Here is a 12,298-nt window from a genome sequence, read left to right on the forward strand (position 1 = left end):
AGCAAACAGGTGAAACCGATGAATGACGTAGAATATGACGAACTGACCGATCAGGTGCTGCTTGCAGTGGAAGATGCGATAGAAGCATTGGACCTGGATCTGGATTATGAGTCGCACGGTGGTTTGTTAAGTATCAGTTTTCCTGAAGGCAGCAAGGTGATTATTAATAAACAGCCGCCACTGCATCAGCTATGGGTGGCGACTAAATTTAATGGCCATCATTTTGAATTAAAAGACGGTGTCTGGATTGATAACAGAACGGGCGCTGAGTTCTGGGCCTTAATTTCTGAAGCCTTTAGTAAACAATCCGGGCAACAGGTCAAACTGACTCCACAGGCAGAGTAAAGGACAAGAGAACTGGTATGGCGTTACTTCCTTTTGTTGATGTAAAACCTGCAGCTCAAGCTGATGCTGCTGTGGTCTGGTTACATGGTTTAGGTGATTCAGGTGATGGTTTTGCACCTATAGTGCCGGAACTGGGTTTGCCCAAACACCATAAAATCCGGTTTTTGTTCCCGCATGCACCTGTGCGTCCTATCACGATCAACGGTGGTATGCAGATGCGTGGTTGGTACGACATTAAAACCTGGGATTTAAACGACAGAGCAGACGAAACCGGTGTGCGGGAGTCTGCCGCTGCGGTCACAGCGCTGATCGACAAACTGATTGAACAGGGTATACCAGCCAGTCGTATTCTATTGGCAGGTTTTAGTCAGGGTGGTGTGATTGCCTTACACCTGCTGCCACGTTTGCCTTATCAACTGGCTGGTGTGATGGCGCTGTCCACTTATATGGCGGTGCCGGGCAAGTTAAAAGAAGAAATGACGACTGCGAACAAAACTACTGCTGTACTGGTGAACCATGGCACTCACGACGAAGTGGTGCCTTACAGCGCAGGTCAGGCGGCTTTTAATGCGTTAAAATTTGCCGGTTTTAATGTGAAGTGGTCAGAGTACCGTATGGGGCATAGCGTTTGCCCACAACAAATTGCCGATATCAGTCGTTTTATTCAACAGCAATTACCAGCACTGTAAAAATGGAATAGTGAAAGTGGCAACAACACAGGAAAAACTGGTGGTTCGGGTCAGTTTGGGCGCTACTGCAGCGCCTTCTGCTGATTTGCCAGAGCCAATTACAGAGCAACACTGGCACTGGCGTCGTATTGCCGGTGCTGCTTTGACACTCTGTGCTGCTGCCTTGTTGTTGTATGGCTGGTTAAATGTAGACTCCCCTGACGCCGTGATGAGTCCACTCGCTGAAACTGCTCCCGTGGTGATAACCGCCGAATCTATTGACGTCTCCACACCAGAGCTGGTGCTGCACGCTGTGCAGCACAATCCTGAACCACAAGCTGATAAAGCTGTAGCCAGCGAAATAACCGCGACTGACGCTGTAAAAGCGGCGGAAGCGCCGTTGTCATCTAATCAAGCCTTGATCGCGCCGCCTGCAGCAACGGACACTGCGTTCATTGCCGCAGTGCAGAAAGACAGTGCGGCAGCATTATTTTCTGCAGATTCCGGCATACTGAGACTGGTACTGCTAACTAATGAAACGCCTTCAGCCAAAGCCCGCAGTTTGGGTGAAAGGATTGATGCCTCTGCCATACCACAGTTGGCTTTGTATTCTGAAGTCAAAGGTTTAAATGGTCAGCACATCGAACACTTATGGTATTACGAGGGCAAACTGATGACCCGGATTAAACTGCCGGTCAAGCTGGATTACTGGCGTACCTACAGCAGAAAAGAATTCGACGCCAGTCAAAAAGGCGAGTGGCGGGTCGAAATCCTTGATCCACAACAAAACCTATTGTTTAGCCATCACTTTCATTACCAATGATATAGCCTTGGTAGGTGAAGCTTGGTTGAACCCGACACTTTGCTATTCACTCTGGAATAGTAGTTCGGCAGGCGCAAGCCCTGCCCGCTACTGTACTTTTGGGTATATACTAGGTGGCATTTTCAGGCAGACCAGCCTTTATCATCATTCCGCTGCTGCTACGTTTCGCTGTTTTAAGGAGTACCTATGAACCTCGTCCGCATTGCCACCCGCAAAAGTGCGTTAGCTTTATGGCAAGCCAATTTTGTGAAAGCTGAACTGGAAGCGGCTCATCCGGGCTTACAGGTTGAGCTGGTGCCTATGTCGACACAGGGCGATAAAATTCTGGATACGCCATTAGCCAAAATTGGTGGCAAAGGGTTGTTTGTTAAAGAGCTGGAAACGGCCATGCTGGAAGGTCGTGCTGATATAGCAGTGCACAGTATGAAAGATGTGCCGGTCGATTTTCCTGAAGGACTGATGCTGCATACTATTTGCCGGCGTGAGGACCCACGCGATGCTTTTGTCTCTAATCACTATCAACAGCTAGCCGATTTACCGCAGGGCGCTGTGATCGGCACCTCCAGTTTACGTCGTCAGTGTCAAATCAAAGCGATAAGACCCGACCTGCAGATCAAAGACTTACGTGGCAATGTCAACACTCGCCTTGCGAAATTAGACGCAGGGGAATTTGACGCCATTATTCTGGCTTCAGCGGGTTTACTACGTTTAGGTTTTGCAGGGCGTATTGCCAGCTTTTTAGACGTTGGCACCAGTTTACCTGCCAATGGTCAGGGTGCGGTCGGTATTGAATGCCGTAGTGATGATTTGGTTGTGCAACAGTTGTTAGCTCCACTGGAGCATAAAGAAACCCGCATTTGTGTGCTGGCCGAACGGGCAATGAACCGCAAATTGCAGGGCGGATGTCAGGTACCTATCGGCGCTTTTGCAGTGTTACATCAAAATGAACTTTGGCTGCGTGGTTTGGTCGGACAACTGGATGGCTCTGAAATTTTACGCTCTGAAATCAAAGGGGAAGCCACACAAGCTGAACAGTTGGGCGCTCAACTGGCTGAGCAATTACTGGCCTTAGGTGCCGATCGCATTTTGGATGCGGTCTATCGTCAGGCTTGATCAGCATGATAGCTCCACTGCTGGATCCACGAAGCCCTGTGCTGATCACCAGACCAGCGGGCAAAGCAGATCAGTTGCTGGCCAGTTTGGATGAGCTGGCGATCCCGTATTTGTATCAGCCTTTGATCACGACCCAGTTAGTGCCGTTAAAAGCCAAGGCCGGCGCTTTACTGGCGCAGGCCGACCAGGTGATTTTTGTCAGTGTCAGCGCGGTCAGTTGTCTGCAGCAACAATACGATTGCAAAAACATTACTGCACCATTAATAGCTGTTGGTACAACCACAGCCACAGTGTTGGAAAAATGCAGTGGTCGTGAAGTACTGGTGCCTGCGGATCAGCGTAGTGAAGGACTGTTGGCGTTGCCTCAACTACAGGATGTAGTCGATAAGCATATAGTGATAGTACGGGGCAATGCAGGCCGTGAGCTGATTAAAAAAGGCTTACAGCAGCGTGGAGCTCATATTCATTATGTGCAAAGTTATCGCCGGGTGCCTTTACCTTTAGATGGTCAAAGCTTGTCAGACCAGTGGCATCAGCAACATATTCAATGTATTGTGGTGACCAGCAACGAAATTTTACAGCTTATTTTTGAGTTACTGCCCAAAGAGCAACATAGCTGGTTACAACAGCAGCTCTGGATTATGGTCAGCCCGCGGATGAAAGAGGCCGCGATAGAACTTGGGATCGACGCATCCCGTATTTATTTGTCAGCCAGTGCCAATGATCAGGCGTTACTGGAGGCGATTTGCCAGTTAAGAGGAACTTGTCATGACTGATACGCCGGTGGCTGTTACTGCCTCTGAATCTCCCCTTCCCAAAGAACAGGTTAACAAAGAATCAAACAAAAACACTCCTTTGCCATCAGCCAAAACAGGCCGTGCTATTGCCTGGTTGTCTTTATTGCTGAACCTGGTTTTGCTGGCTGGCATAGCGGCAGCGGCTTGGTGGTTATGGCCACAATGGTCTGAATTGCAGCAACAGCAGCAGGTTTTGCAACAACAGCAAGAACAACAAAACGAACAAGGTAAACAGCAACATCAGCAACTGACCGATCAAGTGCAGCAGCAACTGGCCTTGGTGTTGGATCAGCAAAAACAACAAAACGCTTTGAGTCAGCAACAGCAGCAGGCTTTGCTCCAGCTGCAACTGGACAGTAAAAAGCAGTTAAGTCATGGTCGCACTTGGCAGCTCTGGCAAATTCAACAGTTGTTGCAACTGGCCGGACAAAAAATCTGGTTAGAACAGGATATGGCTGCGGCCCTGCGTTTGTTGCAAGGCGCAGAACAGCAATTGGCTTTATTGCAGGACAGTAGCATGCAGCCGTTACGTCAGGCGATTCAGGCTGATGTAGCAGAGTTAGAGAAAAATGCTTTACCTGACTTAGCCAAAATTCAACTGAGTTTAACTAGTCTGCGTCAGGCGGTGCATGAATTACCGCTGCGTCAAAGCGAACGTGAACTGGGGGATGCTGCACCTGTCGTTGCCACTAGCTCGGATTGGCAGTCTACTTTACTGCAGCACTGGCATTCATTCTGGCGTTCGTTAGTGCATGTGCGCCCAACTCAACCAGAAGACTTGTCGGTGTTATCCGCTGGCGAGCAACTGAGTTTGCGCAACAGCTTACAGCAACAGTTATTACTGGCTGAACTGGCGGCAATGAAATATCAGAATGAGTTATATCAGGCGGCGTTACAGCAGGCGATGGATACCTTACAGCGGTATTTTGCGGCTGTGGATCCAAAGGTCAAAGCTGCATCAGAGCAATTAGTTCAATTGGCTGCTTTGCCTGTGGCTTTCCCTGCGCCAGCCGCTTTGCAATCCAGCGCTGTGCTTGATCAACTGATGCGTCAAACTGTGGTGGAGATTCAGCCATGATCCGTTTGTTGACGGTGGTTTTACTGCTGGCTGCGGCCATGTGGCTTGGACCATGGCTGACACAGAATCCGGGTTATCTGATGCTGGTGCTGGGGCCATGGACCATTGAAATGACGCTGGTGGGCTTTGTTATTCTTCTGTTGTTAAGCCTGGGCTTGTTATGGCTGATGTTACGAATTTTACGGCCGTTCTTGGGGTTTCGAAACTGGACTCTCAATCCGTTTCGTGGTCGTCAGCAACGCAAAGCCCGTTTAGCGTTTGAACAAGCGGCTTTGGCCTTGGCTGCAGGGCGTTTTCAGGATGCTGAACAGTATTTTGACCGCTCTGATGCTATGCCAGAATTTACTATGCTGCGCCAGAGTATGGCCTGCTACGCTGCTTTGCAGGCCGGGCATGCCACTAAAGCTATGCAACTGGCTGAACAACTGGATGCTACAAAAGCACAGAGTTGTTATGTCAAAGCGGATTTATTATTGCGTCAGAATCAGGCCAAAGCTGCACTGGAGTTAGTGCAGCCGGCTATGCAGACTCCAACAGATGCCCCCTTATTAGCGCCTTTGTATTTTCAGGCGCTGTTAGCCGCAGGACACAATATTGAAGTTTTCCATACCGTACTCAAAGCCATAGAGCAAAAGTGGTTTAGCAAAGCGCAGTGGCAAGCACTACGTTATCAGATCTATCCGCAGGCTATCCGTAATCTGGCGGCTCAGGGCTTATTCGACGAAAGTAATGAGTATTGGTTGGCGTTGCCGTCGAAAGAACGTAAGTCGATGGCTGCCGTATTAGGTCGGGTTTGGGCCAAGGTGAAATCAGGTCAGGCTGAACAGGCTGAAAAGCTGTTGGTAGATCACTTAGCCTACAGTGATTTGCCTTTGGCATGGCCTGTGTTGAAGCAAATTCCGTTAAAACGTCATGTGGTATTGCTACGTAAGCAACTACAGCATTGGTTAAGGGATCATCAGGAAGATGCCGTGCTCTATGCCATGCTTGCCTATTGTGCTGAGCAAGACGGTGAGCCTATCCAGGCTGAGATGGCCTGGCAAAAAGCCTTGCAATATCAGCCGGGTTTAAAAACGTCCTGATATGAGTTCGGAGTTATTAACAGGCCTGGCTCCAATTATTGGAACCAGGCCTCGTCTGTTGTTGCTTGGCAGTATGCCGGGCGCCGCTTCTTTGCTGGAACAACGGTATTACGCCCATCCCCGTAATTTATTCTGGCCTTTTATGCAGCAGCTGTTTGGCATTCCGGTTGAGCTTGGGTATCAGCAGCGTTGTCAGTGGCTGACAGCTCAAGGCATAGCCTTGTGGGATGTGATAGCACATTGCGAGCGGCCCGGTAGTCTGGACAGTGCCATTAAAAAAAGCAGTGTGATTTGTAATGCGATACCGCAATTGCTGGAAGCAGAGCCACAGATCCGGAAGATCTGTTTTAACGGTGCCAAAGCAGCTGAAGAGTTTAAACGGCATCTATTGCCTCTGCTGAAACACCGCACAGACATAAAGTATGTTCAGCTGCCCTCCAGCAGCCCGGCCCATGCCAGCCAAAGCAAAGAGCAGAAGCTTGAGTTATGGGCTAAGGCTTTAGGCTAATTTAGTGCCATTGGGCACTTCTTGTTCAGGTACTGCCAATACCACAGCGCCATCAGGACGGTAAAAGCCTGTGATCAGGCATTCAGAGCGAAAAGGACCTATTTGCTTGGTTGGGAAATTCACCACCCCAATCACTTGCTTTCCCAGCAACTGCTCTTTGCTATACACAGTAGTGATTTGGGCACTGGATTGTTTCACCCCCAGATCAGCGCCAAAATCGACTTTAAGTTTATAAGCAGCTTTGCGTGCCTCCGGGAAATCCGTCACTTCAATGACAGTACCGACTCTGAGTTCAACTGCACTAAAGTCTTCCCAGCTAATTAATTCCATATTTGTGACTCTTGTTGTTTGAGATCTACTTAGCTTTACATAGGCCTGCTTTGGTTGTCATGAGGTTTGCGGTCAATGCGCAGTTTTATCAAAGGACCCATGGGTGTTCATTCTTTCGCCTTGACAGATCATGCAAAAGCATAAATATTGAATGACATCGCTTATTTAGTTTTGACACTTTATGACTTCAATCCACGCTTGCTCAGTAACATTTGCCCGGACAGCAGCTCCGGCAAGTCTGCACGCGTGCTCCACTGATTACCACTTATCTGAGTGGTTCGACGAATAAATATCCGCACCTAATCTGACCGAATTTTATAGGTAGCTTTGTGGCTGCCTGTAAAACCATGGCCTATTGGCCTTTTCTAAACCATAAAAAGAAGCAGGAAAATAAAAATGAAAGCACCTCTCTTAGGCGTGTTGGCGCTGCTATTTTGCAGCCACAGCTTCGCCTGTTTGCAACAAGAAAGTGAAAGCAATAATACCGAAGGCACAGCTGATGGTGCCTTATGCAGTGGCACAGCTGTAGCCGCCAGCATAGGCAGCAGTTCGGATGTGGACTGGTATTATTTTGATACCACAGCAACAGGGGATATTAGTGTCAGTTTAAGTCATGGCTCAGGCAAAGACTTTGACTGGTATCTGTATCGCAGCTCCGGCAGTTATATTCTGTCAGGGCAAAGCAGTGCTAACCCGGAAACCGGTACTTATACCGCCTCTCCGGCTGGGCGTCATTACATCAAAGTCACCCGGTACAGTGGCACAGGAACTTACCAGCTGACCGCCAATTTTGTTGGCAGCGCCGGTGGTGGCGAAAATCCACCGCCAACCTCAGGTTGTAACTATGGCGCAAGACCATCTAAACCCAGTAATTTGACCAGTTATATGACGGGAGCTGGCACTGACACTTGTGTCACTTTAACCAATCCTGCCTTGTTGCTGATGGGGGGCGGTACCGACGTGGACAATGCTTTTAGTCTGCGCGTTGGTCCGCATATTCAGGGTGGTAATGTAGTGGTGCTGCGCACTGCGGGTACCAATGCCTATAACACCTATCTGCAGGGTTTAACCAACGCCGCTTCGGTTGAAACCATCATTGTTGACACTGTCACCAAGGCCAATTCGGATTATGTCGACTGGGCGATTCGCTCGGCTGAGTTTGTCTGGCTGGCTGGTGGGGATCAGTCGGCTTATCTGAATGCCTGGCAGGGAACTAAAGTGCAGTCAGCTATCCAGCATGTGTATGACAAAGGTGGTGTGGTAGGTGGCACTTCAGCAGGCGATCATGTGTTGAGTCAGCATATTTACGATCCGGATGGAGTAGCTGGAGCTATCAGTGCTGAAGCTGTGACAGATTTCTGCCATGAAACTATTAACATCAGCACAGGTTTTCTGAATTTCCCTGCGTTGCAAGGGGTGATCAACGATACTCACTTCCGTCAGCGTGACCGGATGGGACGTTCCATGGTGTTCCAGGCCAAAGTGGGCGCTGCCAGCCGTGTCGTGGCCATATCAGAAGCTACCTCGTTGTTTATCAACAGTGCAGGTCAGGGCATAGTAGATGGGACTAATGAAGTCTATATCCTGAAATCGGATGCTCAGACGCAATACGCTCAAACCAGTTGTGGTTTGCCAGTGAAAGTGAACAACCTGTTGCGGTATAAACTGGTCAGTGGCGATCAATACAACTTAATCAACAACACCACCTCTGTAGTGCCAACCCGGATCAGTCTGGATGGCAGTAAAGCAAGCTTCTACACACCAACCAGCCCGTATTAACGGACTGGTTTGACTCCTAAAAGCCAAGGGACTGGCTTTATTTCTGCTTATATGCCGGTTGGATGAGCCAACCGCGGCTCCAGACGATTTTTTAAATCCCCTTCAATCACCACAGCACGACCGGTTTTTTTATCTAAACAGACAAAAGTGATATTGGCATCAGCCACTAAGGTGTCTGTACCATCCAGCCAGATTTTCTGATGAATGACAGAGCTTTTGGTATTAATAGCGCTGAATTCAGTATCAATACGCAATTGCTGGCCCGTAGTCGCCTGAGCTCTGTAGTTAATATTGATATTAACGATCACCCAGGCCAAACCCAACTGTTCGAAATGTTCGATATCACCATGTTGTTCCAGATAACCCCAGCGGGCTTCTTCCAGAAATTCTAAATAGCGGGCGTTATTGACGTGCTGATAACCGTCCAGGTGATAACCCCGGACTTTGATATAGGTGTGATGTAACATAAAACTCTCTGGTTGGACCTGTTTCGCCTTATGATGCCATAGTTTTTAAGCAGGGTTAACGAGGTTTTTGTTGGTCAGGGCAGAGATTTTTTTGGCCTGCTGCGCCGGAACCAGTAGAATAACCCTACTTTGGTTCTCTGGTACTTTTATGCGTCTGTTACAGCAGCTCTCTGCAAAACCCTATTCCACTTTTGCCCTGGATACACAGCTTGCAGAATTAGTTGAGCTGGAGTCTTTAGCTGAATTAACAGCTTATCAGCCCACAACCACTCCTTTGTTGTTGGGCGAGGGCAGTAACAGTATTTTTCTGACTGATCAAACACAGACGATTTTGCGTTATTTAGCGAAAAGCCGGACTCTGTTGGCAGAAGACGAGTATCAGGTACAGCTGCATATAGAAGCAGGGGATAACTGGCACCAACTGGTCAGTTGGACAGTGGCTCAGGGCTGGTGGGGGCTGGAAAATTTGTCTCTGATCCCAGGTTCTGTAGGTGCAGCTCCGGTGCAAAACATAGGTGCTTATGGTGCCGAGTTGGCGGATTGTTGCGACTACGTCGATTTTTTCCACTGGCAAAGCCGTGCAGTACAGCGTTTAAGTAAAAGCGACTGTGGTTTTGGCTACCGCGACAGTATTTTCAAAACGGCTCTTGCCGGTCAGGGTGTGATAGTGGCTGTGGGGCTGACACTGAAAAAACAAGGGCAGCCGAAATTAGGCTACAAAGGATTAGAGCATTTAACTGAACACAGCTCTGTCGCTGAAGTGGCACAAGCTGTGATTGCTGTGCGCCAGTCTAAACTGCCAGACCCTGCTGTGTTACCTAACTGCGGCAGCTTTTTTAAAAACCCTGTGGTCAGTCACTCTGTGTTTGAAGCCATTCAGTTGCGTTATCCGGCTATGCCATTTTATTCACAAGCGGATGGCAGGGTAAAACTTGCTGCTGGCTGGCTGATAGAACAAGTGGGATTAAAAGGGCAGCGCATTGGCGATGTCGGCTGTTATGACAAACAAGCACTGGTGCTGGTGAATTTTGGTCGGGGCACAGCCGCAGAGTTGCTGCAGATGATCAGCTTAATACAGCAAAAAGTTGCAACAGAGTTTGCAGTTGAGCTGGAACCCGAGGTGCGATTACTTGGCCATTGAAGCACGCAAAACTTTACCTCATAGTCTGGTTGTGCAGCGTCAACTGGTGCATTACCTGGCCAATGGCGCTTTGTGCTCCGGCCAGTGGTTGGGTGAGCAGTTGGGGATAAGCCGCACCGCTGTGGCTAAACATCTGGAACAGTTGCAACAGTACGGCCTGGACTTATACAAAATTAAAGGCAAAGGTTATCGTTTGGCTCAGCCCGTGCAATTGCTTGACGCTGCCTTCATTAAAGCAGTGCAACTGCAGCAGGCGCCGGTGTGGGTGCAGTCAGTTACGGACTCCACCAATAGTCAGTTGATGCATAAGCTAAAAGAAGGTGTGGTACTGGAAAAAGGTGCCGTGCTGGTGGCTGAAGCTCAGACCGCGGGCCGTGGCCGGCGTGGCAAACAATGGTTTTCGCCTTTTGGCTGCAATTTATATTTTTCAATGTACTGGCAACTGGAACAGGGCATTCAGGCCGCTATGGGCTTAAGTTTAGTGGTTGGGCTCGCCGTTGCTAAAGTGTTGCAACAACAATGGCAGTTACCGGTCCGGCTGAAGTGGCCCAATGATTTGTATCTGGAGCATAAAAAACTCGGTGGCATTTTAGTTGAACTGGCAGGGCAAACTCATGCTCAGTGTGATGTGGTGATAGGGTTAGGTCTGAATATTCGTATGCCGGATCAAACCGACAAAGCTGTGGACCAGCCCTGGGCTGATCTGACTTCGGCTTTGGGTCAGCCGATAGACCGAAATCTACTGGTGGCTTTGTTGCAGCATCAACTGGTGCTGGAATTACAACAGTTTAGCCAGCAGGGTTTTGCCGGTTATGTGCAGGAGTTTAATCTGCTGGATCAATTTGCCGGTGAGCAAGTCACTTTATCCAGTGGTAGTCAAACTATGACGGGTCTTTGTGCCGGTGTGGATGCGCAAGGTGGGCTGGTGCTGGAGATCAATGGTCAGAAGCAAAGCTTTTATGGTGGTGAACTTAGCTTAAGAAAGGCACTGTGATGGAATTACTACTGGATATAGGCAACAGCCGCAGCAAAGCGCGTTTATTTGATGCCGGCCAGCTTACCGAAATACAACTGGAAAATATCAGCACAGCACAGTGGTCGCAAATAAAAGCAGTGTACTGCGCCAGTGTGGCCGCAGATAGCAGGGTATTGGCTATCCGACAGCAGGTCCCCTCTGCTATTCCTTTTACTCAGATACAAAGTGAAGCTCAGGCTTTTGGTGTCAGTAACAGTTATCAGCAGCCGCATTTATTGGGTGTCGATCGCTGGCTGGCATTAGTGGCAGCAGCGGAGTCATATCCCAATACCGATCTGTTAATAGCAGACGCTGGTACAGCTTTAACTATTGATTGGCTCAGCAGCGCCGGACAACATCAGGGCGGCTGGATTATGGCCGGGCAAAAACTGCAACAGGAAGCTGTATTGAGCAAAACTGCTAAAGTATTTTCCAAAGAACTGGAGACAGCGCAGTTATCGCCTGCGACAGATACTGCCACAGCTTTGTATCAGGGAGCCATTGCTGCCTTGGTGGGAGCTATTCGCCAGGCTTTTGCGCTTCAGCCAGTGCAGCTTATTGTGTTAACCGGGGGTGACGCACTGCTGTTACAAAAATACCTGACCGATCTGCCCGTTCGTGTTGAACCTCAATTGATCTTTCAGGGATTAGCCCGTTATATTCCGCCGAATTGACCGTTTTGTGTACTTATTGAGCATTCAGGCCGTAATTTATAAGTTTTTTTTTATTTCCTGTTGCGTGGGGTGGGGCATTCCACTAGAATTCGCACCCACTGACGTAGCCGCTTTAGCTCAGTTGGTAGAGCAACTGACTTGTAATCAGTAGGTCATCCGTTCGACTCGGATAAGCGGCACCATTAGTGGAGGGGTTCCCGAGTGGCCAAAGGGATCAGACTGTAAATCTGCCGGCACTGCCTTCGAAGGTTCGAATCCTTCCCCCTCCACCATCTTCAGTGCAATAGCTACGAGTAGGCCGCGGGCATCGTATAATGGCTATTACCTCAGCCTTCCAAGCTGATGATGCGGGTTCGATTCCCGCTGCCCGCTCCAAACAGATCAAGTTGCTGATATAGCTCAGGCGGTAGAGCGCATCCTTGGTAAGGATGAGGTCCCCAGTTCGATTCTGGGTATCAGCACCATCTTGAAAGCCTCT

At 49.0% G+C, this 12,298-nt stretch carries 14 protein-coding genes and 4 tRNA genes; 16 read left to right on the forward strand and 2 right to left on the reverse strand.

Annotated features, from left to right (window positions below; all coding sequences use genetic code 11):
* Positions 1-18: 18 nt before the first annotated feature.
* The 8 genes from cyaY (at position 19) to SD53_RS11000 (ending at position 6,414) form a co-directional block, all read left to right on the forward strand.
* The gene (cyaY, locus tag SD53_RS10965; protein WP_046520284.1) at positions 19-345 is read left to right on the forward strand and encodes an iron donor protein CyaY; all 327 of its coding nucleotides are present in this window, start codon (positions 19-21) and stop codon (positions 343-345) included.
* A 17-nt stretch (positions 346-362) separates the two neighbouring features.
* On the forward strand, positions 363-1,034 hold the full coding sequence (locus SD53_RS10970; protein ID WP_046520285.1) for an alpha/beta hydrolase: 672 nt from the start codon (positions 363-365) through the stop codon (positions 1,032-1,034).
* Between the two features lie 16 nt (positions 1,035-1,050).
* On the forward strand, positions 1,051-1,836 hold the full coding sequence (locus SD53_RS10975) for a DUF2914 domain-containing protein (protein WP_125061007.1): 786 nt from the start codon (positions 1,051-1,053) through the stop codon (positions 1,834-1,836).
* 186 nt (positions 1,837-2,022) lie between these two features.
* Positions 2,023-2,949 carry a hydroxymethylbilane synthase gene (gene hemC / locus SD53_RS10980; RefSeq protein WP_046520287.1) on the forward strand — a complete coding sequence of 309 codons (927 nt, stop codon included), beginning with the start codon at positions 2,023-2,025 and terminating at the stop codon, positions 2,947-2,949.
* Between the two features lie 5 nt (positions 2,950-2,954).
* The gene (locus tag SD53_RS10985; RefSeq protein ID WP_046520288.1) at positions 2,955-3,725 is read left to right on the forward strand and encodes a uroporphyrinogen-III synthase; all 771 of its coding nucleotides are present in this window, start codon (positions 2,955-2,957) and stop codon (positions 3,723-3,725) included.
* Positions 3,718-4,824, forward strand: coding sequence for a uroporphyrinogen-III C-methyltransferase (locus SD53_RS10990; protein WP_046520289.1), 1,107 nt, complete (start codon positions 3,718-3,720; stop codon positions 4,822-4,824). The genes SD53_RS10985 and SD53_RS10990 overlap by 8 nt, the downstream gene beginning before the upstream one ends.
* Entirely contained in the window at positions 4,821-5,906 is a 1,086-nt protein-coding gene (locus tag SD53_RS10995) for a heme biosynthesis HemY N-terminal domain-containing protein (protein WP_046520290.1), read from the forward strand. The genes SD53_RS10990 and SD53_RS10995 overlap by 4 nt, the downstream gene beginning before the upstream one ends.
* A gap of 1 nt (position 5,907) precedes the next feature.
* Positions 5,908-6,414, forward strand: a complete 507-nt coding sequence (locus SD53_RS11000; protein ID WP_046520291.1) for a DNA-deoxyinosine glycosylase — start codon at positions 5,908-5,910, stop codon at positions 6,412-6,414.
* On the opposite strand, the gene SD53_RS11005 is transcribed toward SD53_RS11000, so the two are convergent.
* On the reverse strand, positions 6,406-6,744 hold the full coding sequence (locus SD53_RS11005) for a tRNA-binding protein (protein ID WP_046520292.1): 339 nt from the start codon (positions 6,742-6,744) through the stop codon (positions 6,406-6,408). The genes SD53_RS11000 and SD53_RS11005 overlap by 9 nt on opposite strands.
* A 396-nt stretch (positions 6,745-7,140) precedes the next feature.
* Here SD53_RS11005 and SD53_RS11010 point away from each other — a divergent pair, with 396 nt between their 5' ends.
* Positions 7,141-8,523 carry a pre-peptidase C-terminal domain-containing protein gene (locus tag SD53_RS11010; RefSeq protein ID WP_046520293.1) on the forward strand — a complete coding sequence of 461 codons (1,383 nt, stop codon included), beginning with the start codon at positions 7,141-7,143 and terminating at the stop codon, positions 8,521-8,523.
* A gap of 47 nt (positions 8,524-8,570) precedes the next feature.
* On the opposite strand, the gene SD53_RS11015 is transcribed toward SD53_RS11010, so the two are convergent.
* On the reverse strand, positions 8,571-8,990 hold the full coding sequence (locus SD53_RS11015) for an acyl-CoA thioesterase (RefSeq protein ID WP_046520294.1): 420 nt from the start codon (positions 8,988-8,990) through the stop codon (positions 8,571-8,573).
* A 148-nt stretch (positions 8,991-9,138) separates the two neighbouring features.
* Between SD53_RS11015 and murB the strand changes: the two genes are divergently transcribed.
* The 7 genes from murB (at position 9,139) to SD53_RS11050 (ending at position 12,284) form a co-directional block, all read left to right on the forward strand.
* Positions 9,139-10,131, forward strand: a complete 993-nt coding sequence (gene murB, locus SD53_RS11020) for a UDP-N-acetylmuramate dehydrogenase (protein ID WP_046520295.1) — start codon at positions 9,139-9,141, stop codon at positions 10,129-10,131.
* Positions 10,121-11,125, forward strand: a complete 1,005-nt coding sequence (gene birA / locus SD53_RS11025; protein WP_106693148.1) for a bifunctional biotin--[acetyl-CoA-carboxylase] ligase/biotin operon repressor BirA — start codon at positions 10,121-10,123, stop codon at positions 11,123-11,125. Before murB ends, birA begins: the two co-directional genes overlap by 11 nt.
* On the forward strand, positions 11,125-11,820 hold the full coding sequence (locus SD53_RS11030; RefSeq protein WP_046520296.1) for a type III pantothenate kinase: 696 nt from the start codon (positions 11,125-11,127) through the stop codon (positions 11,818-11,820). The genes birA and SD53_RS11030 overlap by 1 nt, the downstream gene beginning before the upstream one ends.
* Positions 11,821-11,926: 106 nt before the next feature.
* Positions 11,927-12,002: transfer RNA gene (locus SD53_RS11035), tRNA-Thr, on the forward strand.
* Between the two features lie 5 nt (positions 12,003-12,007).
* Positions 12,008-12,092, forward strand: a tRNA-Tyr gene (locus SD53_RS11040).
* A 28-nt stretch (positions 12,093-12,120) separates the two neighbouring features.
* Positions 12,121-12,195, forward strand: a tRNA-Gly gene (locus SD53_RS11045).
* Positions 12,196-12,208: 13 nt separating this feature from the next.
* Positions 12,209-12,284: transfer RNA gene (locus SD53_RS11050), tRNA-Thr, on the forward strand.
* Positions 12,285-12,298 lie beyond the last annotated feature (14 nt).

Source organism: Rheinheimera mesophila (assembly GCF_000986865.1).
Lineage (GTDB): Bacteria > Pseudomonadota > Gammaproteobacteria > Enterobacterales > Alteromonadaceae > Pararheinheimera > Pararheinheimera mesophila.